We start from the raw sequence: 26092 nt of genomic DNA on the forward strand, positions 1-26092 counted from the left end.
CATGGCGACGGTCTATATCAGTATCGGCTCGAATCAAAATGCCGAGGCGCAAATAAGGTATGGCGTGAAGCGTTTGCAGGAAATGTTCTCTAAGCTAGAGCTTTCCAGCGTTTACGAGTCGGAAGCGGTGGGCTTTAGCGGTGATAACTTCTTAAATCTAGTCGCGAAAGCCCAAACGCAGCTAACCATTTCTCAGGCGGACCAAGCTTTCAAGCGTATCGAAGCCGCTGCTGGGCGTCGCCGTAACGTACCTAAATTTAGCGATAGAACCTTGGATATCGATTTGTTGCTGTATAACGATTTAGTCTGTGATAAACCGGTGTTACTACCGCGTACAGAAATTACTCAGCATGCTTTTGTGTTATTGCCATTGGCAGAAATGGAGCCGACCAAGCTACACCCTATCGAAAAACGAAGCTATCATAGCTTGTGGCAACAATTTGATAAAAAAGAGCAGCAAAAATTATGGTTAGTCGATTTTGATTGGGGGCAGGGCTAGGTTATGGCGCTAGCATTAGTTACTGGGGCAGCTATTCGTGTGGGTAGAGCTATTGCTTTGCAGTTGGCTCAAGATGGCTTTGATATTGCTTTGCATTATCATGGCTCTGAGCAAGCAGCGAAAGAAACCGCTAGCGAAATACAGCAGCTAGGAGTTAAAGCGCTATTGATACAATCCAATCTGGCACAAGCAGAAAACCTTAGCAGCCTTATACCGCAAGCCCAATCCTTTGGTGAACTGAAGGTTTTGGTTAATAGTGCGGCTATTTTCCCTAGCGATGACACCCTTGAAAATAGCCATGAGCACTGGGACAGAGTACTCAATGTAAACCTCAAAGCTCCGCTGATGTTATCGCAAGCATTCGCCCAATTGCAGCATAATAACGCTCATATAATCAATATTTTAGATGCCAGAATCAAAGCTCCTGCGGGTGATCATTTAGTTTATCGTTTGACTAAATCGGCCTTATGGCACTTGACCGAAAGCCTTGCCAAAGAGTTGGCACCAAAGGTTCAAGTTAATGGTCTTGCTCTGGGCGCGATTATGGCTCCGCCAGGTGCTTCAGAAGATCACTTTAAGCGTATGGCGAACCAGATCCCGTTGCAGCGCACTGGCTCACCTGAAGCGGTAGCCGAAGCCGTTTCTTTTCTAGTGTCACAAAACTTTATTACTGGCGCGGTTTTACCGATCGACGGTGGTGAATTTCTTTGATGCCTTCAATAGAGTGTTAAAATTTGAATGTTAATGCCTAAGTTTTGTGCTTCCGAGGCGACTTACCAAGCCTATATCAAACAAGAGTTATCGCTACAAAGCTTGCCTTTTCCTGACTCTAAAGCCATAACGCTTAGTTTTGAGCTGACGCAAAAAATCGCCCAAAAAATACTTGAGCAAGGCGCGATGGATTTTGAGACCTTTATGCAAATGGCTTTGTATGAGCCTGCTTTAGGTTATTACGCGGCGGGTCAGCAAAAATTTGGTGCCGCTGGAGATTTCGTCACTGCGCCAGAAATTTCTCCTTTATTCGCGCAAACGTTTGCCCATCAGTTTGCCCAAGTATTTAAGCAAACGGACGCTAATCTCTTAGAGTTTGGTGCAGGCTCAGGGATATTCGCAGCAGACTGCTTATTAGAGCTTGAACGCTTGGGTGAAACAATAAATTCCTATTCAATTCTTGAAGTTTCTGCTGAGCTGCAGGCAAGGCAAGAAGCTACCTTGAAAAAACTAGCGCCGCATTTATTAGATAAAGTGCAGTGGTTAACAAGCTTACCTAAAAATTTCAGCGGGGTAATCTTTGCTAATGAGGTTGTGGATGCGATTCCTTGCCAATTGTTCCGAAAAAATAGAGCCAGCATTGAACGAGCTACCGTTAAGGTTAGCGATCAGGGTTTTCAGTGGCAATGGCAACCGCAGGATTTAGCTTCGCAAAGCTTAGGGCTTGATATCGACTTGATTCACTCATGGCCAAACGATTATCAATTCGAAGTTCGACGCCAAGGGTCCGCTTGGCTAGGTGCGATGCTAGAAAGCTTACAGCAGGGGGTGGCTTTTATTGTGGATTACGGTTTTTCGCAGGCAGAGCTTTACTCAGCAACAAGAGCTCAAGGTGGTTTGCAGCAATATTACCGCCACCATAAAACTACCAACCCCTTATCTCTAGTTGGGCTACAGGACATCACCAGCTCAGTAAATTTCACTCAATTAGCCTTAGCCGCTGATCTGGAGCAAGCGCAATTGTTAGGTTATATTTCTCAGTCGATGTTTTTAATGGGTGCGGGAATTGAGGCGTTAGCAAAAAACGAATTAGCTCAACAAAAGATGGCGACTACTGACGCTTCTGATACAATGCTCACCAACAAAATAGGCCAACAATTACGGCAACTTTTGATGCCCAATGAGATGGGTGAAAGTTGTAAGGTTTTAGCGATTGGTCAACAATTTCAAGGAGTCCTGAGTGGCTTTTCTTTGGATAATCAACTCTATAAATTATGAATAAAATCATTGTTTTAGCGATTGTTTTTATGGTTTTTTGGATGCCAAGTACCGCTTGGGCTGCGCAAGAGACACTGCCGTGGTGGGGAACTTTATTGTTAGTTAGTTCGATTTCAACCATCATTTCAGCTACTTTGGTTTGGCGAAATAAAAAACTCGAAACCTTTACCGAGAAAGCCATGGGTTTTGGTGCTTGGTTTTGGTTTATTATTTTCTTGCAGGTCATGGTTTATGGTTTCTATATCGGCATCGAAAAGTACTTAACCTAGTAAAGAGGTTTAATAAAAAACAAAATGGATTGGCTTCAAGCAATATTTTTGGCATTAGTTCAAGGCTTAACTGAGTTTCTACCAGTTTCAAGTTCGGCACACTTGATTTTAACTTCAAAAATTTTGGGTTGGCAGGATCAAGGCTTGGCTTTTGATGTGGCGGTTCATGTGGGAACTTTAACTGCAGTTCTGATCTATTTCAGGAAGGAAGTAGCGGATATGATTACCGCTTGGTTTGCCTCAACTTTTAAAGGAAACCATAGTCCTAATGCTCGATTAGCGTGGGCGGTAATTCTTGGCACTATTCCGGTAGGCTTATTCGGACTTTTCTTAGAAGCTTTTGATATTGTCGATAACTATTTGCGAGCCATCCCCGTGATCGCCACTACCACCATCGTTTTTGGACTTTTATTAGCAGTTGCTGAAAAGAAATATAAAAATGCGGATGCAAAAAAATTCAAAGACGAATACCAATTATCATGGAAAGATGTGGCCATGATTGGTGGCGCGCAAGCTTTGGCCTTAATTCCTGGTACCTCAAGATCGGGTGTTACTATGACTGCCGCTGCGCTACTAGGCTTTACTCGAACCGCTGCCGCTCGCTATTCTTTCTTACTTTCCATTCCGGCAATCCTATTGCCTGGCGGCTTAAAAGGTTATCAATTAGTTAACGAAGGCGCGCACTTTGATTGGAGCTTCCTAATTCTAGGCGTTATGGTCTCCGCCATCAGCGCTTTTGCCTGTATCCATTTATTTCTAAAATGGCTCGAAAAAATCGGTTTTATGCCTTTTGTTTGGTATCGGTTGGTTTTGGGTATTGGGCTGTTTGTTTTATTTTTTCTTTGATCATGCACAAAAATAGCTCTTAGCTGACTCTTATAATTAAAACGACAATAAAAATTTATGAGATTTAAGCGCTTAGGAGAGCTTTTCGAATCCTATCATCATCAGCTGTATTTAACAGCCATGGCCATCACCAAGAGTCGCGAACTGGCAGAAGATGCTGTTCATGAGGCTTTGATAGCGGTTTCGGAGTCTTCAACCGAACCTAAAAACTTAAAAGCTTGTGTATTCACTGCGGTGAGAAACAAAGCAGTAAAGTTATTGATTTATCGAAATAAACACATGGCTTTATCTGACTTTATTGAACCTTTTGAAGAGTTGTCAGAAGAAACTGTTGTGATGAAAAGCGTGTTTAAGCTGCTGGATGAATTAGACGGGACTCAGCAGCAAGTGATTATCATGAAAACTTTGGGCGATATGACATTTCAAGAAATTGCAGATTGCCTGGATAAATCGATTAATACAGTGTCTTCAAGTTACCGCCGAGGTATTGAGCGTATACAGGAAAAAATTAATGACTAGAAAAAATGTTGAAGATTTGCTTAATAGCTATCAAATCAAACAAGCTTCGAGTGAATATACAACTAAAGCTTATGAAATTATTCATAAAAAACAAAAGCGAGATAAGGTGATTCGTTGGAACTGGGCCTTAGCTAGCTTTCTTACCTTGTCACTGATGGGGAATATTTTTTTGTGGCGATCTTACCCAAAGCCAGAGTTAAATCATGCACAAAAATATGCCGTTAAATACTCTATAGAGCAGGGTGCAATAGTTCGTAGTGATAAAAAATATAATTTAACTGTAGTAATGGAGAGATGAAATGAGACTGCTTTTTTTGATTCTTTTTATAGTTTTTTTTGTCAAAGCAAATGCTAATGAAAGTGAAGTTATTTATATAGAGGCGGTATTGAGCCACGTCAATCTAAAAAGTAATAGCGTTAAGGAATTAGCAAAGTTTAAGATGCAGCAAGGGGTTATGAGTGAAGTACACTCTAATAAAGAGTATCGCTTATTACCTGGCGGAGAGTGGGACTTAGAAATTAGAATGCCTAGTTCAGAAAAAATAACTGTGGATTTTGTACATAAGAATAATGCCCAGTTAGTACGTCATGATATCAATATTGTTCGTCGCAGGCCATCTTCTAAGATTATCTTTGCTTCAAAGTCCGAAGAATTGCGCTTAGATGTTTTTCCTAAAGCCGAAAAAACACTTGAGCCAATAGAAATGGCTTCTACAAGTTTTGGTCTGCGAGATTTATGCTTTAACAACACAGCGGTGATTATCGACGATAGTTTCTACTTGGGACGCTTTAGTGGTTTTGGAGAGCGACTATACTTTGGTATTCCAGAGTTTTATAACATTGACTTATCATTAAAACCTCTTCGTGACTGGGAGCCTATTGGTGTTTTAGAAGATGGGATTATTAATATTGAACTGGAAACTGGCGAGAATATTGAATTGTTGAATGTAGGGGTTGGACCTTCCGGATTTATTAGCCCTAGCCCTTTTATTGTTTATGGCAAAATTGAAGGTTCAACTGACAGTAAAAAGGACACCTTAACTTTTCAAGAAAAAATATTAAAACAGTCCTATAGAGGGGAAAAGCTAAAAAGATTATTGATTGCTAAAAAGAACAACCCTTATGTATCATTGAGTCGGGGAACTATTGGTAATGATAATGAAGTTTCGCAACACCTAATCAAGCAAGTGGGTGGCATTTTTGAAGGGCATAGTTGCGGAAGTTAGTTTTTAATCAATTGCTTGATCGCCAGTAATCGTTGGCGATCAATCGCTTCGCCAAGCTTTTTGCCTTCATAGCCTTCTTCAATTAAAGCCTGCGTATCCACGTCTTTAGATATTCCATAACATTGCCATAAATATTCACCTTGCGGATAAGGCTTGTCTTCGTTGTGTAAGCGTCCATTGAAATCCGCTTCGCAGGCGGTAATAAATTGTTTAAGAAAGTCAGGGTTACGATAGGCTTTAAGGCCTTTTAACACTTTTAAAATAGTATTAGGTCGAAGTTCAAACATCTTATGGCAGTGCAAATGATAACGGGAAACTTGGACTGCTAATTCTTGGTATTCTTTTGGCGTTTTGAGGCGGCGACAGGCATTGTTAATGACGGCTACGCCAGCGCCTTCATGGCCTTTATGGTGTGGCCATTGTTCGACAGGTGTTTCACCTTTACCTAGGTCATGAAACAAGGCCGCAAATCGCACCACTGGGTCTTGAGTTTTTTTAGCGGCTTGTTCGAGCACCATCATGGTATGCACACCGGTATCAATTTCAGGGTGCCACTTTTCGGGGTTGGGGATGCCCCAAAGCTTGTCTAGTTCAGGAATTAATAGCTTTAAAGCACCGCATTGGCGCAATACTTCAAAATAGATCCACGGCGAATCAGTTAAGAGTGCTCTGTACGTTTCTTGCCATGCCCGCTCGGCAGTAAGCTCCGAGACTTCGGTTTTTGACAGTTGTGTCATTAACGCTAAAGTTTCGTCGGCAATGGTAAAACCTAGATGATGAAAACGGGCAGCAAAGCGCGCCACGCGCAAGACTCGTAAAGGGTCTTCGGCAAAGGCTGGCGATATATGGCGGAGCAGTTTGTTATCGAGATCATTTTGCCCGCCATAGGGATCGATAAGACTGCCATCATCGGCTTGTGCTATTGCGTTGATGGTTAAATCTCGGCGGATCAGATCTTGCTCGATGCTAATATCAGAGGAGAAGTCCACACTAAACCCTTTGTAGCCTTTGCCGGATTTACGCTCAGTTCGAGCCAAGGCATATTCTTCGAAAGTGTTCGGATGTAAAAATACCGGAAAGTCTTGCCCCACTTCTTTAAAGCCAGCGTCAAGCATGGCTTTTGGCGTTGCGCCAACTACCAGAAAATCTCTATCTTTAACTTCAAGGCCTAATAAAGCGTCTCGAACCGCGCCGCCAACTAAATATATTTTCATACTTTGGTTAAATTAAATGACAAACTTATGCTTACTCTATTATGGCTTTTGCACTTGTGAATAAGATAAACCATAATAGGCATAGAAAAACAGAATTTAAGCCTAATGTACAACGATTTTTTTGGTCTAAAAGAAACGCCATTTACCATTTCACCCGATCCACGCTATCTATTTATGAGCGAACGTCATCGGGATGCCTTGGCGCACCTGCTGTATGGAATAGGCGAGGGCGGTGGTTTCGTTTTATTGACAGGAGAGGTAGGCACTGGAAAAACTACTGTTTGTCGTTGTTTGCTTGAGCAGCTTCCTGACAATGTTCGTTTAGCCTATATTCTCAACCCTAAGCTAAACTCGGTTGAGCTGATGGCGACCATGTGCGATGAGCTTGGCATTAGCTATGATAAAGGTGAGAAAAGTTTAAAGGCTTTTACGGATTTGTTAAGCAATTATCTTTTGCAGTCTGAAGAGAAGGGACTTAATACGGTTTTGATGATTGATGAGGCGCAAAATTTAAGCGTCGATGTTTTAGAGCAAATCCGTTTATTAACTAACCTAGAAACTAATAAAAAGAAACTGCTGCAGATTATTTTAATTGGTCAGCCGGAATTACAAGAGTTGCTGGCCAAAAAGGAGCTGCGTCAACTCGCACAAAGGATCACCGCTCGTTATCATCTACGCCCTTTGTCGTTGGCCGAAACTAAAGCTTATATCGAGCACCGCTTGAAAATTGCTGGTGTGACAAGACCTATCTTTACTAAGAAGGCCATTGGTCAAATCCATAAGTCGAGCCAAGGAGTGCCGCGACTGATTAATGTGATTAGTGATAGAGCCATGCTCGGAGCTTTTGCAGAGCATCAACATCGAGTCAAGGATAAGATAGTTAACAAAGCAGTTAATGAGGTATTGGGCAAAAATAACAAACCGCAATTGGAAAAAGAAACTTCCTCCTCTGTTGGTTATTGGAAGCTGCTTGCTTCAGCCGTCGCTTTGGCATTGTTAATCACTTTAGGTTGGTATCTTTTTCAAGATTACCAACAAACTCAAGCCGATGAACGTGATAAGTTTGTCATGGAACAAGAGCGCCAACGACTAAAGCTAGAGCAGCAATTGGTTTCGACCCAGCAGGCTTTAGCCAAAGCTTCCTTGGAAAAGGATTCGCAACCCCTAGCTGAGCAGTTTTGGGGCAAACAAAGTTGGGATAGGCAGGGTGATTTAGCGGCTCAAAACCTTTTTGCGCTATGGGGGCTGGAGTATTTGCCCTTTCAATCTGCGCAAGCGTGCGAATTTGCTAGGCAGTACAGTTTGGAGTGTGACAACGGAGTAGCAGATTGGGCCTTCGTTGAGCAGCTGAATCGTCCAGTAAACCTTAAATTTCAATCGGCTACGGATGGTTTCTACTGGGGCTTATTGGTAAGTCTTGACGGAGATAAGGTGAGCTTACAATTTGGTAATAATAAAGTGGAAACTAACAAAAGTAAGCTTAATCCCATTTGGACTGGAGAGTATCGGTTGTTCTGGAAAAAGCCCCTAGGCATGAGAGAAGCAATCAAGCTTGGTGAAAGAGGCCCTCATATTAGCTGGTTGCTCGATTCAATACGGCAGGTCGATGGCAATGCGATAGCAGCAAGTCGTTATAACCAAGAGGTTAAAAGCTGGGTAGAAGGTTTTCAAAAGACCGCCGGGTTAGTCGCGGACGGTGTCGTTGGAAAACATACGGTGATTTTACTGAATAACCAAGTCTCGCCGGAAATACCAAAATTAAAGGTTGGTGGTTAAATGGTATTGGGCAGCAATTAGTTATGTCTTATATTTTAGATGCACTCAAAAAGAAAGATACCGATAGCGACAAGCCGGTGCCCGACCTCGCCAGTCAACATTATGCTGCGGAGTTGGATGAGGAGCCGGCCTTCAATAAACGGTTGCTGATACTGCTTATCTGTTTTTTGCTAGTGGCGGTTGCTCTGCTCAGTTACTTTCTGCTTATAAAATCGGATCTTAAGCGTGAGATTTCTCAAAAAGTATCGGATGAACCCCAAGACGTAGCTACTAAACCAGTAGCAGAATTAAGCGCGGATTCTGGCAGCCAAAAGAAAACCAAAGATCTTGCTAGTCCGCTGGAGCCGACTGCTGAGATTGCCATTAAAGAAGAGCCATTGGTGTTACAAAAAACGATTCTTAAAAAAGTGGAAGTGCAATCACAGACACCGCTCAAGACCAGCGCTAAAACGGTAATATCAGAAAGTGAAGATAAAGCCCCTGCGGCTTCAACAGCGGGTGTTAGCAAACCTGTAGCTGAGTCCGAGTTACAGCATGACTTTAGCCAATTGCCTTCAATTAAATACAGCGCGCACGTTTATGCGGATAAGGCTAAGGATCGTTTTGTGATGTTAAATGGTAAAGGTTTGAGCATTGGAGACGCTTTACCTAATGGCATTAGGGTGGAAGATATTCTTGAAAATGAGCTATTGGTGAAATATAAAGGGGAGCTTTATAAGCTCCCCTCGTTAACTGATATTAACCGCTAATTTTGCTAGCTAATAGATTAGGTTAATAAGCCCAGCGCGCATTTTTTCGCACCGGAGCATGCAGCCACAGAGCTAAATACATGTTCGAACCGTAGATGTCATCGCTAGAATCTAGCACTCCGTTTTGTACAAATTTTCCGTATAAATCATCTAGAACCGCTCGATCATTCATATTGTGATAGTAAGCGACGTTCTTTTGGAATAATTTGCCAAGCCCTTCCACCAATTGTCTTTTGCTTGGGAATTGCACTTGGAACTGCTTGCCAGTTTGCTGGTTAGTGAGCGTCACAGGGTTGTTATCGATCGGTCTTCTAACATGTTGTCGTGTCTTATCTTCGACATATTCCGCATATTCGAAATTAGCTTTAACCGCCATCATTAGATCGCGATCCCTTTTGTCATAAAGGGTTTTATCGTTGCGAACCACTGGAGCTTCAGTTGGATCTTCTTGAAATTGTAAGTCGGTAAAATTAATCACATCACCGCCACCAACAAAGTCTTTAAACTTAGTAAATTGTTGGTTATTAGAGCTAGGTAGGCACTTCCAGTAAGGCACATATTCATACTTGCCTAGAGTTTCAATGAGTCCCCACTCGACTAATAGTCTTAGTGCCTTATGACGTGCATCAACGATAGAGTGCGAGATAGCATAGCCTAGAGAATTACCATCAACGCTAATACCAAAGCTTTGATCATAACCTTGTTGGTACAGATCAATGGTATTGGTGGCGCTACTATGGTTAACAATATCGCCGACAAAACCATGCGCCGTATAAAAATCCATGGTCATACGCGCGGTATTTTTATCACTGGAATTATTATACTCAAGCTCGGTTTCACCAGAGCCGCCGCCCACTTCAAAGGAAGCGTCGCGGGTGCGTCTTTTATTTTTGATGAAACGATCGTACTCGGTTAAGGCACCATAAATTTGAATGGTGTCGGCGCGATAGTGGCTCGCTGCATAATTGTTAAAAAATGGGGTCTTCTTGCCTGGAGTTGCGCCATATTGGTAAGAAATAACCACTTCTTCTTCTTTTGGGATATGGACTAAGCGCACTGGACCGCCTATTTTCGCTGCGACACTTAGAGCCATTTCAGTGAAGTCGTTAGGGATTTCACTGTTAGGGTATTGCACCGTAGAGATAGCCGTTTTATCGCGTACCGAAACAACAGCAATGCGTAAGGGGTCAATTTTTCCGTTACCAGAAGCAAAGCGGTATTCGCTAAGCATATCACCAAAGCAACCAATATGATCGGTCAGAGCCGTTTTAGTGGCTTTGGGAAATTCGAGTTTTTCGGAAAACCGGCTAGAGCTTTTTTGATAAGAACAACCGTTAATGAGCGCCGCAGTGGCAACACACAAAAGTCCTTTTTTTACAATTGATTCCATAATATTTTCACTATATCCAGATTTACCAATAACTTATCGTCTGATTGCTATTGGGTTGCCTGAGGCATCATTAATAATCGTTAATTCGTCAGCATCAACACCAGGCAAAACAAATACACTGCCGCTGGCGTTGGTAACTATATAATCGTCGAGTTCACCTAACACATCGCGCCCTTCACGCATGGCCTTTTTAACTTGGCCGATAATGTCAGCTCGAATGTACTTCCAGTTGACCAGATCCGCACCATAGCGTCCGTAAAATTTTACCGATGGTTGGTTGTAACTTTTAGGTTTGTATCTTTCTGGACCCGCTTGTGCTGCAGGTGCAATAAATAAAAATGCATGAAAAGCAGCCAGCAGACCTAACGACCTCAAAGTCGTCTTAACAGTTCTTCGTCCATAAAGAGGAAAGTGATTTTGATTAGCCATGTTAAACCTCCTGTCTGTTTTCATGCTCTGGTAGTGACCAGTGAATATCAGCTACCGGGAATCGGTAGCTGATACTATTTCCTAGTAGCTGTGCGCGTTTAGCACAATAGAACCAGCGTTAGCTGCTCCGATGGCTAAAGCGTTACGGCTTTTGTTTTTCAAAATGGTTTTCTTGCGGCATGGGCAACCATTTACCACAACAGAACCGGCATTAGCTCTATAACCAGCCATTTGTAGGTAAGACATGCTACCTCCAAACCAGTCGTAAGAACCTTCGGCAGCGACTAATTCACCACCAACAGCAGTAGCATCCTTTGAATCGTTGTGTACGATTAGCTTACCGCCACCGCGATGACCTGCATCGGCTGCAAAGCTAGCAACTGCTAACGTTGAGATAACTGCTAAACTTGTAATTAACTTCATAATTTTCTCCTTGTTTACCTAACAAATCCGTTTATTAATAACCAGTGTTTAAAACAATAGAACCCGCGTTAGCTGCACCAAGTGCCATAGCGTTGCGGCTTTTATTTTTTAAGATGGTTTTTTTACGGCATGGACAGCCATTTACCACAACAGAACCGGCATTTGCTCTATAGCCAGCCATATACAGGTAAGAACCACCAGAGCCGAATACGTTGTCGTAGGCACTTTCTGCGACTAATTCGCCACCAACAGCAGTAGCATTTCTTGAATCGTTATCAACGATTAATTTGCCACTACTACGGTAACCTGCATCAGCTGCGAAAGATGCTGTCGCTAGAACTGCGACGGCAGTTAGACCAGTTAAAATTTTCATAGTATCCTCCTAACGGGATGATCAATTTCCATTTATGCCCGACTAGTAGGATTCAATAAAGAATTCTGACTAAGCCAGACGTTTCATCTAGAAAAGCCTAAATCTAAATAACAAAGGGTTTTAGAGATAAGCGTCCTTTTTCACCACCAGGTGCAGCTCAAACTTTTTTATTCCATTTAAGATTGAAGCTACGGCATTAAAATTAGCAAAAAAAATACAAAAATCAAACAGTCAGGAAAACTTACATAAGAGCTTGGCAAGGGATAATGCCAATAAAAACAATGGGTTATTTATGCTTTCCCTATATGGAATGTGACTTAATTAACAATATGGTTGTGAAGTTAAATAGTGAAAGTGCGCTAACTTATTGAAATTACTGTTGGAATTGACAAATTCTGTCATTCTGACAGATAATTTTACACTATTTTACAGTCAGTCTAGGCGAGCAAAGCTGGCATCTCGTACTAAATCGCGTGGTAATTTATTTTTTATTCGATTATTGACCTTTTTACCGAGCCCAATTGGTGCACTTTGGTAAGTTAGCAAGATTTCTGAAGATAAGTTATCAGTAGCAGTTTCGGGAAAAATATCCCTCCCTTGGTAAAAAGAGCGGGTTTCTGATGCGGTTAGTCCAAGTCGGTTGGCACGAAAATCTTGGCCAAATGCTATAGCTGCTTGGTGTTCTAACTGAAAGCCTTTTTTATGAGCTTCAGCCAGCTTAACCCCCATCCGATCCATTTTGATCTTGCCAATTAGATTGTCAATACCATTGGGGAAGTACCAGATTTCATTTTTTCGTTGCCATAAATTATCAGCCAGTTGAGAAATATCCCAAGCAAAGTGTTCGGCATAAGCCGTAAAATTCTGCAGATTTTGGTTATCAATCTTGCTAAACGGGAAACGCAACTGTGCTTGAGTTGGTAATTGCGTCTCAGGATCAGAGTTGGTTGTACCGGATTTTTTAAAGCAAGCGACAAAAAAACCTTCGCTATCAAATATTTGTGGAAATATATGCAGATAACCTTCTTCCGTGAGCGCTTTGTGGGCGCCATCAAACAAGCTAGCTAGCGAAAATACGCTGACTTGCTCAGGATAGCTATCCAGTAAGTGTTGGCACACCTGTTGGTTTTCCTCTTTGGATAAGGTGCAGGTGGAATAAACTAAAGTGCCGCCAGGTTTTAGCGCCATAAAAGCTGAGCTAATCAGTGCTTTTTGTAATTGTGACATGGCAATAACGGAGTTGAGATCCCAATCTTTTAAAGCCTCGGGATCTTTTCGGACAGTGCCTTCGCCACCACAGGGCGCGTCCAGCAAAATAGCATCAAAGGTTTCGGGAGTCTTGTTGCCAAACACTTGTCCATCGGCATGGGTCAAACAAACGTTACTAACACCACAGCGCTGTATATTCGAAAACAAACCTTTTAGTCGCGAGGATGATAATTCGTTAGCAACAATTAGACCTTGATTATTCATCATTGCCGCCAGTTGGGTGGTTTTTGAACCGGGTGCGGCGGCCATGTCCAAAACTATTTTAGGATTAGGGCAGGCGGCAAATAAAGCGCTAACGGGCAGCATCGAACTGGCTTCTTGAATATAAAACTGACCTTGTTGGTGAGCTATGTAATTGCCAAGTCCAGCAGGTAACGATTTTACTGTTTGGTCAAACCAATAAGCATTGGCTGCCCACGGGATCGGCTCGAATTGAAAGCCAGCTTCTAGCCAAGGCTCTAATGTTGTTTGGTCATTAGAAATCAGGCTGTTTAAGCGAATACTGCGGCGTAAAGGTTGTTGGCAATAATCAATAAAGGCTGCTAGCTCATCAGTAGCTAAACCTTGCTCAGAGATGTGCTGAATAAAATGTTCAGAAATAGTGGCCATAGTTTTTTTAAGGTAAAACGCCGCGTAAGAAAAGCTATTCTATAAACAAGGCGCTAGTGAAACCACTAACGCCTTGTTTTAGTTTAGCTTAAGCCTATTGGTCATCACCTAAGGATAGCAAGGTGGCGTTACCACCAATAGCCGCGGTGTTATTGGTGCGAGTATGTTCGGTCGCGAAGCGGTGCAAATAGTGTGGACCACCAGCTTTTGGCCCTGTGCCGGAAAGCCCTTGACCACCAAAGGGTTGCACTCCAACAGTAGCTCCAATCATGTTACGGTTGATATAAACGTTGCCGACTCGAACGCGCTTATCAATGTAAGTTGCGGTTTTCTCATTGCGCGAATGAATGCCCAGAGTCAGGCCGTAGCCATAGTTATTGATCTGCGCAATAACCTTATCCAATTCTTTGGCTTTGTATGTGACTAGGTGCAAAACTGGCCCAAACCATTCTTGCGTTAGATCATTAATGGAGCCGATTTTAAAGGCCGTCGGCGCAATAAAGTGTCCATCCGCTAGGTCGCTAGGCATTGGCGTTTCGGCAATCAATTTGCCCGCGGCTTTAAGTTCCTGTACATGAGACAGTAACTCTTCCTTAGCTGCTTGGTCAATAACTGGCCCCAGATCGGTTTTTAGCTTGGTGGGGTCGCCAATTTTGAGTTCCTGCATAGCGCCTGATAGCACCTCGATAATGCGGGGTGCAATATCTTCTTGCACATATAGCAGGCGCAAAGCTGAACAGCGTTGACCGGCGCTGGTAAAGGCTGAATGAATCACATCTTCGATCACCTGCTCAGGCAGTGCCGAACTATCCACGATCATGGCGTTTTGACCACCGGTTTCGGCGATTAACGGCGCTATCACGCTATCACGCGCCGCTAGGGTGCGATTGATGGTATGAGCAGTATCGGTGGAACCGGTAAAGGCAACTCCAGCAATACGAGGATCGGATAATACGGTTTTACCAAAAGTCGAGCCGCGACAAGGCACAAATTGTAATACCCCTTTAGGAATTCCTGCTTGATGCATCAGTTGAATCGCCCGATAAGCCACTAGCGTGGTTTGATCGGCAGGTTTTGCTAATACTGTGTTGCCCGCCACCAGCGCTGCTACCACTTGGCCGGTGAAAATCGCTAGCGGGAAATTCCAAGGGCTGATACAGGCGAAAACGCCACGGCCTTGTAAATACAAATCGTTGGATTCACCCGTAGGGCCTGGCAGTGAAGTTTCTTGCGCGAAATCTTGCCGCGCACGATTAGCATAATAGCGACAAAAATCTACCGCTTCACGAACTTCATCGATGCTATCTTGCATGGTTTTTCCACCATCGCGGCTACATAAGGCAATCAACTCATGTTTATGCTGCTCGAATAAATCGGCAATGGTATCAAGAACTTCGGCCCGTTTTTCCGCCGGTGTCATGTCCCAAGCGATAAAGCTTTTCTGTGCGACGGCTAGTGCCTCAAGCGCTTGTTTTTCATCGGCTTTATGCTTAGTGCCAATTTGATGGCTCTGATCATAAGGACAGTAAATATTTTCTTGTGTGCTGCTAAGTTCTTTGCCATTGATAATCGGCTTGGCATGCCATTGTTCATTCAAATGGCTCGCTACTTTTTGCATAAAAGGTTCAATTTCGCTATTGATATGCAAGTTGGTTCCAGCCGAATTTAGGCGGGGACGAACACCTTCCTGAGCGTAAATTTCTGGCGGCAGAGGAATGCGATTATTATGCAACGTTGGATAGGCTTTAAGCACAATTGAAGGATGCTCGACTAAATCAATCACAGGCGTGTTTTTATCCACCAGCTGGTGAACGAACGAAGTGTTGGCGCCATTTTCCAGTAGGCGTCGAACGAGGTAAGGTAATAAGTCTTTATGGTTACCCACGGGAGCATAAATACGGCAGCGTAAGCCTGGATATTGCTTTAAAATTAGATCGTAGAGGACTTCGCCCATGCCGTGTAAACGTTGGAATTCAAAGTCGCGGCGCTCACCCGCCATTTGCATAATGCTAAAAACCGTTTGCGCATTATGAGTGGCAAATTGCGGATAAAAACTTGATTCGGTATTTAAGATAAATTTAGCGCAGGCTAAATAAGAAACGTCGGTGGCGGCTTTGCGAGTAAAAACTGGATAGCTTGCAAGGCCAGCTTGTTGTGACCATTTGATTTCAGAATCCCAGTAGGCGCCTTTAACCAGACGCAACGGAATCCGGCGCTGATGCTTTTTCGAAAGCGCATCAAGCCAGCCTAATACCGGCAAGGCGCGTTTAGAGTAGGCCTGAACTACCATGCCAAAGCCATCCCAACCACGGCAAATATCCGAATCGAAGACCGCTTCGAAAATGTCTAAAGATAGTTCCAAACGATCCGCTTCTTCAGCATCGATTGTAATGGCGACGTCTAGTTCGCGGGCTTGTTTTGCTAAGGTTTTGACCACGCTCACCATTTCCGTCAATACGCGATCTTTTTGTGCCACTTCGTAGCGCGGGTGCAAGGCCGACAACTTGATCGAAATGCTTGGCGCTAACTGACCATCTTGGGTTTTAGCTGAGCCAATTTCGTTAATGGCTTTGGAGTAGGCTTCAAAATATTTACGTGCATCATCGGCCGTAAAAGCCGCTTCACCCAACATATCGAAGGAATGGGTATAACCTTTTTCAACGCTTTTTTGGCCGCGTTGCATGGCTTCTTCGATGTTACGACCTAACACGAATTGTCGCCCCATGATTTTCATTGCTTGGTTCATGGCGTTACGAATCACCGGCTCGCCAAATTTTGAAACCAATCCACCCAGCATGGTATCGGGCTTACCATCGCCATCTTGATCCACATCAACGATTTTACCGGTTAACATCAAGCCCCAAGTCGAAGCGTTTACCAACATCGACTCGCTCTCGCCGGCGTGTTTTTTCCAGTCGGCTTCGCTGAGTTTGTCGCGGATCAAGGAGTTAGCTACTTTCGAGTCCGGGATCCGTAGTAAGGCCTCGGCCAAACACATTAAGATCACACCTTCTTTGGTGCTCAAGCTGTATTGTTGTAAAAAGGCTTCAACCCCTTCTTTGGATTTGCCACTGCCACGAATTTCTTCCACCAGTTGCGATGCCTGTTTGGTAATGGTATTGATGGTGCCTTGATCGGGGGTGGCAAGTTCAAGTAGCTCTTCAAGATAAGCCGACTCATCCACTTGGTAGTTGTTAGTGATGACCTGTTGCCACTGCTCAAGATCTAGCGGAGCTTGAGCAAGAATTTGACTAGCTTTAAACATTGTTCGGGACTCTTAACAAAAAAGTAAAAAATTAACGCCAGCCAGAGCGCTGACGGCGGCCATAGGCGGTGCGCGTAATAAGCCAGGCAATAAACATGCTGACTAAAACGGTTAGCGCGCCGGCATAAAAGACATCTTTTCGGAAGCGAGATTTTTGGAGATCAGCTTGTTGGCTTAGTTGATCCACTTGATTTTCCAGCTCCGAAACTTTCAATTGTAGTTCTTCGTTTTGCTCGACGATAGTCTTTTTATCGCTGAGTTGTTGCTCAAAGTTTTGTAGCTGTTGTTTGAGTTGATTGGTTTCGTTTTGCAACCCTTGATATTGGGAAAGCACCGTTTCTTTACTACTGACGTATTCGCTTTTGATCCAGCCTGTAGTTTTGCCGTCTTTGGTTCGGACTTGACTGGATTTATTGGTTGCGTCGTTTTGTAATACGGTAATGGAGGTGCCGGCGCGTAAACTACCAATCACTCGATAACGATTGGTCGGGCCGCTGCGTAAGGTAACGCCGATTTCATCGGAAACGTACGATTCTGCAGCTCCAACTGCCGGAGTAAAACCGAAGTTAAGACCTATCGCTAGACAGATCATGGATATCAATCTTGACATAAAAATTCCTTGGCTTGGCCAGCTTTAGGGTACGTTAGCCTTGCTATCGTCCTTTTAGAGCTAATCAGGTGTGCTGGCGCTGCTAATGAAAATAAAGGCTCGATTATAGAGCAGGGGACTGGTGTGTGGAAGAGGTGGTCAAGCTTGACTGACCACCTTTTTGAACCAGTTGACGATTCAATACTCGTCATTTTCCACAAGAGACTAATTCTCTTGCGGAAATCTTAACAAAGCACTAGCTAAAAAGTGCTTTGAAAATGTAGAAGAATACTATCGACAAGAAGGCACCGGCTGGTAGCGTGACCACCCAAGAGACGAAAATGTTTCTAACCACGCCCAAGTTAAGCGCGGCGATACCGCGTGCCATACCAACCCCTAAGACCGCACCAACTAGGGTCTGAGTGGTGGAAATCGGCAGGCCAGCTCCGGATGCGATGATCACGGTCGAAGCGGCAGCAAGCTCGGCGGCAAAGCCACGACTTGGCGTTAGGTGAGTGATTTTAGTGCCAATGGTTTTCATTACGCGACTGCCTAAAACAATCAGGCCGATCACAATACCAATCGCACCAATCAATAGAACATAGTTTGGAACCCCAGACTTGCTCATGATTTCGCCTTCGTTTTGGATAATGCTCACCACTGCCGCCAAGGGACCAATAGCGTTGGCTACGTCATTCGAGCCGTGGGCAAAGGCCATGCCACAAGCGGTAACGATCATCAAGACGGCAAAAACCTTTTCCACCGAAGCAAAGTGATAATCCTTGTCTTCCTTCTTATCGACTTTAATACGGCTGATCACCGCGGCGCCAATAACGGCAATAATAATCCCGACTAAAGCTGCGTAGCCGTAGGTTTCCAGCATGGATAAGGTAATCCCTTCGTCTTTAAACAAATGCTTAAGACCTTTCATGATGGTAACCAGCGAAATTACAAAGCCGGCTAGGAACATATAAAAGGGCACATAACGCTTGGCATTTTTAAAAGGTTCGGACGTGTTGAGGATCAGCTTTTGTACGCTCATGACCAAAATAAAGGAGATCACACCTGCAAGCATAGGAGTCACTACCCAGCTACCGACAATCGAGCCAACTTTGCCCCAACTAACCGCTTCGTAACTAACCCCTACGGCGGCGAAACCGACGATGGCGCCAACGATAGAGTGGGTGGTCGATACTGGCCAGCCCATCCGCGAAGCAATTAATAGCCAGATACCAGCGGCCAACAGCGCTGCCATCATGCCATAAACCATCAGCTCAGGAGTTCCTGCGAAAAAGTCCGGATCGATAATGCCTTTGCGTACCGTTTTGGTGACTTCGCCACCGGCTAGGTAGGCGCCAGCAAACTCGAAAATGGCAGCCACGATAATCGCTTGCTTTAAGGTTAGCGCCTTAGCACCAACCGAGGTGCCCATCGCATTGGCTACGTCATTCGCACCAATACCAAACGCCATTAAAAAACCGAATGCAACCGCGATCCAGATAATGGTATCAGCGTTTTGAATTAAAAATTCCATACTGGCCCCCTTAGCGCGCTATCGTCATTTCAAGACGAGAGCCGACTTGCTGTGCGCAGTCTGCTAGATCGCCAACTTGTTTAACTACTTGATACATAAAGATAACTTTTACCGGCGGTAAATCATCTTCTTGCTCGAAAATTAGGTTTAGAACTTTTCTTTGCAAATCATCAGTATCGTTTTCGATTTCATCGAGTTTATCAATCATGTCCGAAACTAAGCTTGCTTCTCGTCCTCTAAAGCCCGTTGCTAGCAGCTCATCCAGCTCGCTAATGGCTTTGAATGCTTGTTTAGAAGCGTCCAGACAGCGATTAACCAGCTCCATTAGCGGTTGATGTACATTGGTAGGAAATTCCATTTTACGAGCAAATGCTAGCCCTGCGATGTCGCGAGCAATGTTAGCAATTTTGTCTTGCTTACTTAATAACGCCAATAAATCCGTACGGGCTACTGGTAAAAACAAGCCTTTGGGCAGGTGGGTTCTGAGTTCATGCTTTAAATCGTCGGCTTCGTTTTCCAGCTTACGAATTGCTTCCTTGCTAATTTCTGCCGATTGCCAGTCTTGTTTCAGTAGTGCGGTGAAAAAGTCTTTTAAAAGAAATGCGCACTCGTTTGCTTTCGCCATGTGATCCTGCATCGGTCGGATTGGCGAGGAGGCAAACATATCGAGTATCGAATTAGCCATAGTGTCCCCAAATTAGTCATATTGAAAAAGCGGCTTAGCAAGGCAAGCCTTAAAACTGACTTATTTTAGCCGCAGTCGAGGTTTAAGGCTACTGATAATTAAAGTGGTAACATCTTGATTTGCAAGGTAAACTGCCAAGAGATGTGGTCGATGTGAGTGACATTAATCAAAAATGCCAATCGAATTAGAAATGAAACTCGCTGCCCAGCCAGAGAAAATTAATCAAATAAAACAATGGCTTAGCCAGGAGTTGGGGCAAACCATTGAATGGCAAACAAGCGAGCTCGTCAACACTTATTATGATACGGAAAGCCATAAGCTACGCGAGCTAAAAATTGGCTTGCGGGTGCGTCGTGATGGTGAAAACTACGTTCAATCGGTCAAATCCGAAGGTCGAGTAGTCGGCGGCCTTTATCAAAGAAACGAATCTGAAACTCAAATCCCTAACGCTAACCTCGACTTGGCAGTAGTGGAAGATCCTTATCTGCAAATATTGCTTGAAGAGGCGCAGGAAGAAGACGGTGCTTTGCGCGCTCTATTCCGTACCGACTTTGAGCGTCAAGCAGCCATGATTCAATACCAAGATTCTGAAATCGAGGTGGCGTTAGATACGGGTGAAATTTCCCATCGAGGTCATAAAAGCCCGATATGCGAACTGGAGTTGGAACTAAAATCTGGTGAAGCTGGAGCCATTTTTTCATTGGGACAACAGCTGGTGGACAATTTTTCACTGGTGTTATCCGCCGAAAGCAAAGCTGAGCGTGGTTACCGTCTAAGTTCTGAGCATCAGGTTTATTTGCGCCGGTTGGACGTGGTGCCACTTACCGCTAAGTCGCCTGCCGAAGGCTCTTTTGAAACCATTGCCCATTACGGTTTAGCCCATTGGCAACATTACATAAAGCTGATCAAGCGTGAGCTTAGAATTGAGTATTTTTTGCAGCTCAACCGAGCTTTACTTTACATGCAGCATTTGTACTCAGTCTTTGCTCCTTTGATCCCGCGCCACTCTTTGTCGGAAGTACGAGCAGACTGGATAGAGGTCACGCAAAACTTTAGTAAAGTACAGCAATACGCACTACAGCTGAATTGGTTAGAAAATGCCAAGCTTTATGGCTTTGGCTATGATGCTTTGGCTGAGCATGAAAATGAGCTTAGACGTAAGTTTGAATTAGAAGGACAAAATTTCATACAGTACCTAAGCAGCCCTAATTACAACTTAAAACTATTGCACTTTAGTCGCTGGCTCTATCTTAAAGAGTGGACTATCGAATTAAAGGACTCCGCGAAACAAAGATTGCAAAAAGAAATTTTCCCTTTTGCGATTAAACAGTTGCAACACCAGATGGTCGATGTCACCCGTCATTTGAAAATTAAAGAAGAATTGCAGGAGAAAGATTATTTAAGTTATCTGCCTAAACTGTATCGAACGCTCGATATTGGACTCTTTTTTGGTAGCCTTTTTGACAGCAAAAAACGGGTTAGTTTTCGTCAGAACTGGGTGGATCTAGTGGCGAATATTGAGCTTTTTAAGCAGCTAGAGTACATTCGAAAGGTTTTAATGGAGCATGAAACCCGAGATCCACGATTAGAAGAAACGGAAAGTGAAATTTTGCAAACCTTATTAGAGTTGAGAACTGAAGCATTTACTCAAAACCCCTATTGGAATTAGAGTATGCCATAAGATAATAGAAAGGAATTAGAGAATATTAAAGGATTAAACAAGTGAGGCAAGCATTAAAGCATTAATCACCAAAGCGTTAGATAAAATTTTAACAGTCTCTCGTTGTAACATGAGCACTGATGAATTTCCTGCGTCTAGGATCTTGCAGGTACAGGTGGTTTTTCTATTTATCTTGGGTGGTTTGTTTTTTTCCGCTAGTTTCGCGGTTATCTATTTTTTCTTAGAGATGTATCCCACTACCTTGGTGCTGCTGAGCAGTATCCTGATTGGGATCTTTTGCTTATGGCTATTGCGCCGTTATCAAAAAAGTGAATCCGTAGCGCATATAGTCTTAACGCTGTTTTTTTCCATTATTATTGCTGCGAATCTGGAGTTAGGAGGCTTTGACAACCCCAATGATGCTTGGTTTATGGTCATTGTTATGGTTAGCGGACTCTTATTAACCCATCGTTCCGTTTGGGTTTATGCAGGTTTGGTATTAATGGTCAGTATCGCCTTTTACGTTTTTAAATATTTGGGTATGGAATTCCCTAAAAGGCTTTCTCAAGACAAACTTGACTTGCTCAATTTGTTCAATCGAATTGGCGCGGTGACCACTACCGTATTTTTAATCATTTTATTTCGTTATGAACGCAATATGCGTGAGCAAGGTCTGAATGAAAAAGAACAAAAGCTGTACCAATTAGCAAATTATGATCAATTAACCCAGTTATTTAACCGCACTTATTTCGCACAAGCCTTTGAGCAAAGAATTGAAGATAACACAAACCAAAGGCAAGCTTTACTCTTTGTGGATTTAGATGCTTTTAAAGTGGTTAACGATACTTTCGGGCATAACATTGGCGATGAGTTGCTAAAGGAAGTGGGCAAGCGTTTTAAGACTCAACTTAACGGCGATGATCTTATTTGCCGGCATGGTGGTGATGAGTTCTTAGTCATGCCTAGTAGCAGTTATTCGGAAGAGCAGGTGGAGAACTTTGCTAATAATTTGATCAGAGCCTTGAATAAACCTTTCCATATCAACGAGCAAAAGATTCACATTGGTTGCAGTGTGGGTATTGCTTTCTATCCACGTCACGGTAATGGCTATATGGAGTTATTAAGAGCTTCGGATATTGCCATGTATCGAGCTAAAGAGCGCGGCACGGAGCAATTTCAAGTCTACAGCGATAATTTGGCCAAAGAAATTCATAATAAAAATCAAATGGCGCTTGATTTGCGCCGGGCGATTGATAAAGGGCAATTAAGTCTGGTCTATCAGCCTAAGGTGAACCTAAAAACAAAAGAGATCTCTGGCTACGAAGCTCTAGTACGTTGGACTAATGAACAAAATGAGGTTATGGAGCCAAGCATTTTTGTGGCGATTGCTGAAGAGTTTTCTTTGGTCAATAAATTAGGCGAGTGGTTGATTAATACCGTCTGTAAACAAATCAAGGAATGGCAAAACCAAGGCGAGGCCATAAAGAAAATTGCTATCAACGTTTCGGCAAAGCAACTATTGCGCTCTGATTTTGTCACCGAAATTATTCGTGCAACAAATTATTTTCAGTTAGACGCCAGTTTAATTGAGCTAGAGCTAACCGAAAGCGTTTTTATTGAATCATCCCATGAAACCTTGCGCAAGCTGAACAAGCTGAGCGACTTGGGATACAGTTTAGTGATTGATGACTATGGCACCGGCTATGCTTCTTTGGGTTATTTAAAGCGTTTTCCGGTATCGGCATTAAAAATTGATAAGTCTTTTATCGACGAAATCTTGCTGAGCGAGCAAGATCAAACCATTGTGGGCTCTACCATAGAATTAGCTCATCAGTTAGGGCTGGAAGTTATCGCCGAAGGGGTAGAAAATGATGAGCAACTTCAGGTTTTGAAAAATCTAGGTTGCGATTTAATCCAAGGCTATTATTTTTCAAGGCCGCTTAGCGCCGAACAAGTCTTTAAGCAACAGCTTAAGTAATTATTAGACCTCAAGTTTTAAACCACTACAATCTGCTAATGCTGATGAATTTTTTCGGCTAATTCTTGACTGTAATTTTGTACAAAAGGTGGCAGCGGGCAATCCAAGCATTCGGCTACAGCTCTTAATAGCTCAACTTCTTCAACATTAATTACTCCATCGTCTTTTATCGCTTCCTCAAAGGCATTGAGTAGTGGCTTTTTTAACATAGGCGTTAACTGATTCAGTTTTAATAAAGCCAGATGAAAAGACTCAGCCTCAAACTGATTAGGCAGTAAAGGAAAATCCTTGCTCGTAAAACCGCTCATTAGGTTTTTAAACAGTTGTGATTTTTTATCTTCTTGATTGCCGCTGGCATCAACCATGGCTGATAAAATCAATTGGATTTCTTTTTCTACCTTGTTAAAACGATTGATTTTACGGCTCTGTTTGGCGGTAGCTGATTGCAGGCTTTTTCTAACCAAAGAGTAAAGTACGTATTCAAATTGAGTAACGGATTTGTCCAAGTGAATAATCTGTTTTAGCAAGTTTAAAAAATTCGTTCTCTCAGTTTTGGAAAGACGACGCAGGCTAGGAATAGCAATATCAATAATCGCTAGCCGTAAATAGCGTTTATCTTTAGTGATGTAAGTTGCAAGCTCGATGACTGCTTGACGGCTATCTTCACCATAGGCATCGGATATCAAGTCGAGTGCTTGCGTTTCTTGCTGATCATCATCGCAAATTAACAGCGCAAATACTAAATACATGGCATGGCTTGAAGCATGATGATTATGCGCTGCGGTACGCAGTACTTCTGGCATGGCCATCAATAGAGCATTGGCGGCGTGCAGATGCAAGGTAGTGGGGTTTCCTACCGTATCAATCAAGGCTCCCATGCCTGCTAACACATTAGTACCGCCAAATTTTTCAAAACCTTGCTTGGATTCTTGTGCCTGACGACGTTCTTCTGCAGCGATTTCTCGCTGTTGGATACGTTCGGCTTTACGCTCTTGCTGGTGCTGAAAGTCTTGCCATTCTGGCATAATGGCGTCTAAACGCTCATGCAAAGGTGGATGGGTAGCGAGTCCTGAGAAGTTAAGTTTTATTGGCTGAGCGATACACATATGGCTGGTTTCCTCAGCATAGCGATTTTCCAATAAAGATGATTGAGCGCCAATTTTGATAAAGGCGCCGGCTAAACCTTGATTATCTCGAGCATATTGCACTGCAGAAGCATCGGCCAAAAATTCACGCTGACGTGAGATAGCAGCTTTAATCAAGCGCCCAAAAAATAAACCGATAGAGCCAATAATATACATGGAAATACCGACAACGATGACCACTGCGATTAAGCCACCGCCTTCTTTATTATTACTGCTGCGAACATTGCCATAGCGCAAGCTGCGCATCACAAAATATCCTGCTTGTCCTAAAATTAGAATGCCAGCAAGGATACTAATAAGACGCACATTAATTTTCATGTCGGCATTAAAAATATGGCTAAACTCGTGCGCCACGACGCCTTGCAATTCTTGGCGGGTGAGTTGCTCTAAAGCCCCGCGAGTAACCACCATGATGGTATCAGAAGATTCCTGACCTGCGACAAACGCATTAATGGCTTCTTCTTCATCCATAATAAACAGTGTCGGCACCGGCATTCCAGAAGCGATGGCCATTTCTTCGACCACGTTAATAAAGCGTCGCTCGAGGCGATCATTAGTATCGGGTAAGACTTCACGCGCACCAACCATCCGAGCCAGTGATTTACCGCCACCACGCAATTGAAACCAACGAAAAAGACTGCCTAATCCAATTAAGCCAAGAGTGGCCAAAGTGATGTAAGCAAAGGCGGGCTGCTTGGGCCATTGAGCTAACGATGGAGGCTGCGCCACCGAGCTGGTGCTGGAGACGCCGGAGAGCACCAAAAAAGCGACTAGGTTAAGCGCTGTAACGATCAAAATAACGGCAACTGTAAAGTAAAAAACCAATAGTTTGGTTTTTCGCCGAGCTGCCTCTTGGTGCTCGAAAAAATCCATAAAGTTTAGAAACTAAAGCAAATTAATTATCAAAAGAAACGTCAACTGGCTTGCGCGCTTCTTCCTCATCAACTTCATACATTTCCGCTTTTTGATGACCACCGAAGAAGTTGACCACCAGATTGTTGGGGAACTGATCTTGATAAACGTTATATTGCATTACCGCATCATTATAAGCTTGGCGCGAGAAAGATATTTTATTCTCAGTGGTCGCTAGCTCTTCCATTAACTGTTCCATGGTTTGGTTGGCCTTTAGATCCGGATAAGCTTCAGCTAAAGCAAATAAACGTCCCAGGGCTCCTGTTAATTGGCCTTCCGCCGCCATGAGGTTTTTAACCGCATCCGGGTCGGTCGGATCGGCTGCCGCCGCTTGTCCTGCACTAACCGCACTGTTGCGAGCGTTAATAACCGCTTCCAAGGTATCTTTTTCGTGCGCCATATAGCCTTTGGCAGTTTCCACTAAGTTTGGAATTAGGTCATAGCGACGTTGCAGTTGTACGTCGATCTGTGCCCAGGCATTAGCGACTCGCTCTTTTAATGCGATTAATTTGTTGTAGATCGCAATAAAGAAAAAAGCGATGGCGGCTAGAATGCCTAAAAATATCAAGAACCCCATGATGATCTCCTTCTTTTGTCTTCACTTTATCCTAGAACTAAATCTCAAAAGATACAAATTATTATTTGTAAACATCTGTAATTATCATAAAAGAATCAATGATTTAGTAGAACTATTAAAGATTTTGTAGAGTTTAGATTTAGTCGCAGCTATGCCATAATCCAAGC

24 protein-coding genes are annotated in these 26092 nt (G+C 43.3%); 12 read left to right on the plus strand and 12 right to left on the minus strand.

Annotated features, from left to right (window positions below):
* Position 1 precedes the first annotated feature (1 nt).
* The 8 genes from folK to NFS34_RS06190 are packed head-to-tail and all read left to right on the plus strand — an operon-like array spanning position 2 to position 5348.
* Complete coding sequence (folK, locus tag NFS34_RS06155) at positions 2-499, plus strand: 2-amino-4-hydroxy-6-hydroxymethyldihydropteridine diphosphokinase (RefSeq protein WP_251359061.1); 498 nt, start codon at positions 2-4, stop codon at positions 497-499.
* A gap of 3 nt (positions 500-502) precedes the next feature.
* Positions 503-1210, plus strand: a complete 708-nt coding sequence (locus tag NFS34_RS06160; RefSeq protein ID WP_251359062.1) for an SDR family oxidoreductase — start codon at positions 503-505, stop codon at positions 1208-1210.
* 33 nt (positions 1211-1243) lie between these two features.
* Positions 1244-2488 carry a class I SAM-dependent methyltransferase gene (locus tag NFS34_RS06165; protein ID WP_251359063.1) on the plus strand — a complete coding sequence of 415 codons (1245 nt, stop codon included), beginning with the start codon at positions 1244-1246 and terminating at the stop codon, positions 2486-2488.
* Positions 2485-2757 carry a hypothetical protein gene (locus NFS34_RS06170; RefSeq protein ID WP_251359064.1) on the plus strand — a complete coding sequence of 91 codons (273 nt, stop codon included), beginning with the start codon at positions 2485-2487 and terminating at the stop codon, positions 2755-2757. Before NFS34_RS06165 ends, NFS34_RS06170 begins: the two co-directional genes overlap by 4 nt.
* A 24-nt stretch (positions 2758-2781) precedes the next feature.
* Positions 2782-3603, plus strand: coding sequence for an undecaprenyl-diphosphate phosphatase (locus tag NFS34_RS06175; protein WP_285834451.1), 822 nt, complete (start codon positions 2782-2784; stop codon positions 3601-3603).
* 57 nt (positions 3604-3660) lie between these two features.
* The gene (locus tag NFS34_RS06180; RefSeq protein ID WP_251359066.1) at positions 3661-4122 is read left to right on the plus strand and encodes an RNA polymerase sigma factor; all 462 of its coding nucleotides are present in this window, start codon (positions 3661-3663) and stop codon (positions 4120-4122) included.
* The gene (locus NFS34_RS06185) at positions 4115-4420 is read left to right on the plus strand and encodes a hypothetical protein (protein WP_251359067.1); all 306 of its coding nucleotides are present in this window, start codon (positions 4115-4117) and stop codon (positions 4418-4420) included. The genes NFS34_RS06180 and NFS34_RS06185 overlap by 8 nt, the downstream gene beginning before the upstream one ends.
* 1 nt (position 4421) lies before the next feature.
* Entirely contained in the window at positions 4422-5348 is a 927-nt protein-coding gene (locus tag NFS34_RS06190) for a hypothetical protein (RefSeq protein ID WP_251359068.1), read from the plus strand.
* On the opposite strand, the gene NFS34_RS06195 is transcribed toward NFS34_RS06190, so the two are convergent.
* Positions 5345-6562: a multifunctional CCA addition/repair protein gene (locus tag NFS34_RS06195; protein ID WP_251359069.1), complete on the minus strand. Its 1218-nt coding sequence runs from the start codon at positions 6560-6562 to the stop codon at positions 5345-5347. The genes NFS34_RS06190 and NFS34_RS06195 overlap by 4 nt on opposite strands.
* Positions 6563-6667: 105 nt before the next feature.
* Between NFS34_RS06195 and NFS34_RS06200 the strand changes: the two genes are divergently transcribed.
* The gene (locus tag NFS34_RS06200; protein WP_251359070.1) at positions 6668-8338 is read left to right on the plus strand and encodes an ExeA family protein; all 1671 of its coding nucleotides are present in this window, start codon (positions 6668-6670) and stop codon (positions 8336-8338) included.
* 23 nt (positions 8339-8361) lie between these two features.
* Positions 8362-9087, plus strand: a complete 726-nt coding sequence (locus tag NFS34_RS06205) for a general secretion pathway protein GspB (RefSeq protein ID WP_251359071.1) — start codon at positions 8362-8364, stop codon at positions 9085-9087.
* Between the two features lie 22 nt (positions 9088-9109).
* Here the strand turns inward: NFS34_RS06205 and NFS34_RS06210 are convergent, their stop codons facing one another.
* From NFS34_RS06210 to NFS34_RS06250, 9 genes are all read right to left on the minus strand, one after another.
* Positions 9110-10477 carry a hypothetical protein gene (locus NFS34_RS06210; RefSeq protein WP_251359072.1) on the minus strand — a complete coding sequence of 456 codons (1368 nt, stop codon included), beginning with the start codon at positions 10475-10477 and terminating at the stop codon, positions 9110-9112.
* A 33-nt stretch (positions 10478-10510) separates the two neighbouring features.
* Positions 10511-10906: a hypothetical protein gene (locus tag NFS34_RS06215; RefSeq protein ID WP_251359073.1), complete on the minus strand. Its 396-nt coding sequence runs from the start codon at positions 10904-10906 to the stop codon at positions 10511-10513.
* Between the two features lie 81 nt (positions 10907-10987).
* Positions 10988-11329: a hypothetical protein gene (locus tag NFS34_RS06220; RefSeq protein ID WP_251359074.1), complete on the minus strand. Its 342-nt coding sequence runs from the start codon at positions 11327-11329 to the stop codon at positions 10988-10990.
* Between the two features lie 34 nt (positions 11330-11363).
* Complete coding sequence (locus tag NFS34_RS06225; protein ID WP_251359075.1) at positions 11364-11702, minus strand: hypothetical protein; 339 nt, start codon at positions 11700-11702, stop codon at positions 11364-11366.
* 432 nt (positions 11703-12134) lie between these two features.
* Entirely contained in the window at positions 12135-13580 is a 1446-nt protein-coding gene (gene rsmF, locus NFS34_RS06230; protein ID WP_251359076.1) for a 16S rRNA (cytosine(1407)-C(5))-methyltransferase RsmF, read from the minus strand.
* Between the two features lie 94 nt (positions 13581-13674).
* The gene (putA, locus tag NFS34_RS06235; protein ID WP_251359077.1) at positions 13675-16845 is read right to left on the minus strand and encodes a bifunctional proline dehydrogenase/L-glutamate gamma-semialdehyde dehydrogenase PutA; all 3171 of its coding nucleotides are present in this window, start codon (positions 16843-16845) and stop codon (positions 13675-13677) included.
* Positions 16846-16876: 31 nt separating this feature from the next.
* A complete protein-coding gene (locus tag NFS34_RS06240; RefSeq protein ID WP_251359078.1) occupies positions 16877-17455 on the minus strand; it encodes a TIGR04211 family SH3 domain-containing protein in 579 nt (192 codons plus the stop codon).
* 235 nt (positions 17456-17690) lie between these two features.
* Positions 17691-18968, minus strand: coding sequence for an inorganic phosphate transporter (locus NFS34_RS06245; RefSeq protein ID WP_251359079.1), 1278 nt, complete (start codon positions 18966-18968; stop codon positions 17691-17693).
* A 10-nt stretch (positions 18969-18978) separates the two neighbouring features.
* Complete coding sequence (locus NFS34_RS06250) at positions 18979-19653, minus strand: TIGR00153 family protein (RefSeq protein WP_251359080.1); 675 nt, start codon at positions 19651-19653, stop codon at positions 18979-18981.
* A gap of 172 nt (positions 19654-19825) precedes the next feature.
* Between NFS34_RS06250 and NFS34_RS06255 the strand changes: the two genes are divergently transcribed.
* A complete protein-coding gene (locus NFS34_RS06255; protein WP_251359081.1) occupies positions 19826-21322 on the plus strand; it encodes a CYTH and CHAD domain-containing protein in 1497 nt (498 codons plus the stop codon).
* Positions 21323-21443: 121 nt separating this feature from the next.
* Positions 21444-23291, plus strand: coding sequence for a bifunctional diguanylate cyclase/phosphodiesterase (locus NFS34_RS06260; protein ID WP_251359082.1), 1848 nt, complete (start codon positions 21444-21446; stop codon positions 23289-23291).
* 35 nt (positions 23292-23326) lie between these two features.
* Here the strand turns inward: NFS34_RS06260 and NFS34_RS06265 are convergent, their stop codons facing one another.
* Positions 23327-25309, minus strand: a complete 1983-nt coding sequence (locus tag NFS34_RS06265) for a M48 family metallopeptidase (RefSeq protein ID WP_251359083.1) — start codon at positions 25307-25309, stop codon at positions 23327-23329.
* A 22-nt stretch (positions 25310-25331) separates the two neighbouring features.
* Positions 25332-25925, minus strand: a complete 594-nt coding sequence (locus NFS34_RS06270) for a LemA family protein (protein WP_251359084.1) — start codon at positions 25923-25925, stop codon at positions 25332-25334.
* Positions 25926-26092 lie beyond the last annotated feature (167 nt).

The organism is Kangiella sp. TOML190 (genome assembly GCF_023706045.1).
Taxonomy (GTDB): domain Bacteria; phylum Pseudomonadota; class Gammaproteobacteria; order Enterobacterales; family Kangiellaceae; genus Kangiella.

Bases quoted from the DNA above. Each gene is read 5' to 3' on its own strand.
- folK (WP_251359061.1), top strand. From the start codon at position 2: ATGGCGACGGTCTATATCAGTATCGGCTCGAATCAAAATGCCGAGGCG.
- NFS34_RS06160 (WP_251359062.1), top strand. From the start codon at position 503: ATGGCGCTAGCATTAGTTACTGGGGCAGCTATTCGTGTGGGTAGAGCT.
- NFS34_RS06165 (WP_251359063.1), top strand. From the start codon at position 1,244: ATGCCTAAGTTTTGTGCTTCCGAGGCGACTTACCAAGCCTATATCAAA.
- NFS34_RS06170 (WP_251359064.1), top strand. From the start codon at position 2,485: ATGAATAAAATCATTGTTTTAGCGATTGTTTTTATGGTTTTTTGGATG.
- NFS34_RS06175 (WP_285834451.1), top strand. From the start codon at position 2,782: ATGGATTGGCTTCAAGCAATATTTTTGGCATTAGTTCAAGGCTTAACT.
- NFS34_RS06180 (WP_251359066.1), top strand. From the start codon at position 3,661: ATGAGATTTAAGCGCTTAGGAGAGCTTTTCGAATCCTATCATCATCAG.
- NFS34_RS06185 (WP_251359067.1), top strand. From the start codon at position 4,115: ATGACTAGAAAAAATGTTGAAGATTTGCTTAATAGCTATCAAATCAAA.
- NFS34_RS06190 (WP_251359068.1), top strand. From the start codon at position 4,422: ATGAGACTGCTTTTTTTGATTCTTTTTATAGTTTTTTTTGTCAAAGCA.
- NFS34_RS06195 (WP_251359069.1), bottom strand. From the start codon at position 6,562: ATGAAAATATATTTAGTTGGCGGCGCGGTTCGAGACGCTTTATTAGGC.
- NFS34_RS06200 (WP_251359070.1), top strand. From the start codon at position 6,668: ATGTACAACGATTTTTTTGGTCTAAAAGAAACGCCATTTACCATTTCA.
- NFS34_RS06205 (WP_251359071.1), top strand. From the start codon at position 8,362: ATGTCTTATATTTTAGATGCACTCAAAAAGAAAGATACCGATAGCGAC.
- NFS34_RS06210 (WP_251359072.1), bottom strand. From the start codon at position 10,477: ATGGAATCAATTGTAAAAAAAGGACTTTTGTGTGTTGCCACTGCGGCG.
- NFS34_RS06215 (WP_251359073.1), bottom strand. From the start codon at position 10,906: ATGGCTAATCAAAATCACTTTCCTCTTTATGGACGAAGAACTGTTAAG.
- NFS34_RS06220 (WP_251359074.1), bottom strand. From the start codon at position 11,329: ATGAAGTTAATTACAAGTTTAGCAGTTATCTCAACGTTAGCAGTTGCT.
- NFS34_RS06225 (WP_251359075.1), bottom strand. From the start codon at position 11,702: ATGAAAATTTTAACTGGTCTAACTGCCGTCGCAGTTCTAGCGACAGCA.
- rsmF (WP_251359076.1), bottom strand. From the start codon at position 13,580: ATGGCCACTATTTCTGAACATTTTATTCAGCACATCTCTGAGCAAGGT.
- putA (WP_251359077.1), bottom strand. From the start codon at position 16,845: ATGTTTAAAGCTAGTCAAATTCTTGCTCAAGCTCCGCTAGATCTTGAG.
- NFS34_RS06240 (WP_251359078.1), bottom strand. From the start codon at position 17,455: ATGTCAAGATTGATATCCATGATCTGTCTAGCGATAGGTCTTAACTTC.
- NFS34_RS06245 (WP_251359079.1), bottom strand. From the start codon at position 18,968: ATGGAATTTTTAATTCAAAACGCTGATACCATTATCTGGATCGCGGTT.
- NFS34_RS06250 (WP_251359080.1), bottom strand. From the start codon at position 19,653: ATGGCTAATTCGATACTCGATATGTTTGCCTCCTCGCCAATCCGACCG.
- NFS34_RS06255 (WP_251359081.1), top strand. From the start codon at position 19,826: ATGCCAATCGAATTAGAAATGAAACTCGCTGCCCAGCCAGAGAAAATT.
- NFS34_RS06260 (WP_251359082.1), top strand. From the start codon at position 21,444: ATGAGCACTGATGAATTTCCTGCGTCTAGGATCTTGCAGGTACAGGTG.
- NFS34_RS06265 (WP_251359083.1), bottom strand. From the start codon at position 25,309: ATGGATTTTTTCGAGCACCAAGAGGCAGCTCGGCGAAAAACCAAACTA.
- NFS34_RS06270 (WP_251359084.1), bottom strand. From the start codon at position 25,925: ATGGGGTTCTTGATATTTTTAGGCATTCTAGCCGCCATCGCTTTTTTC.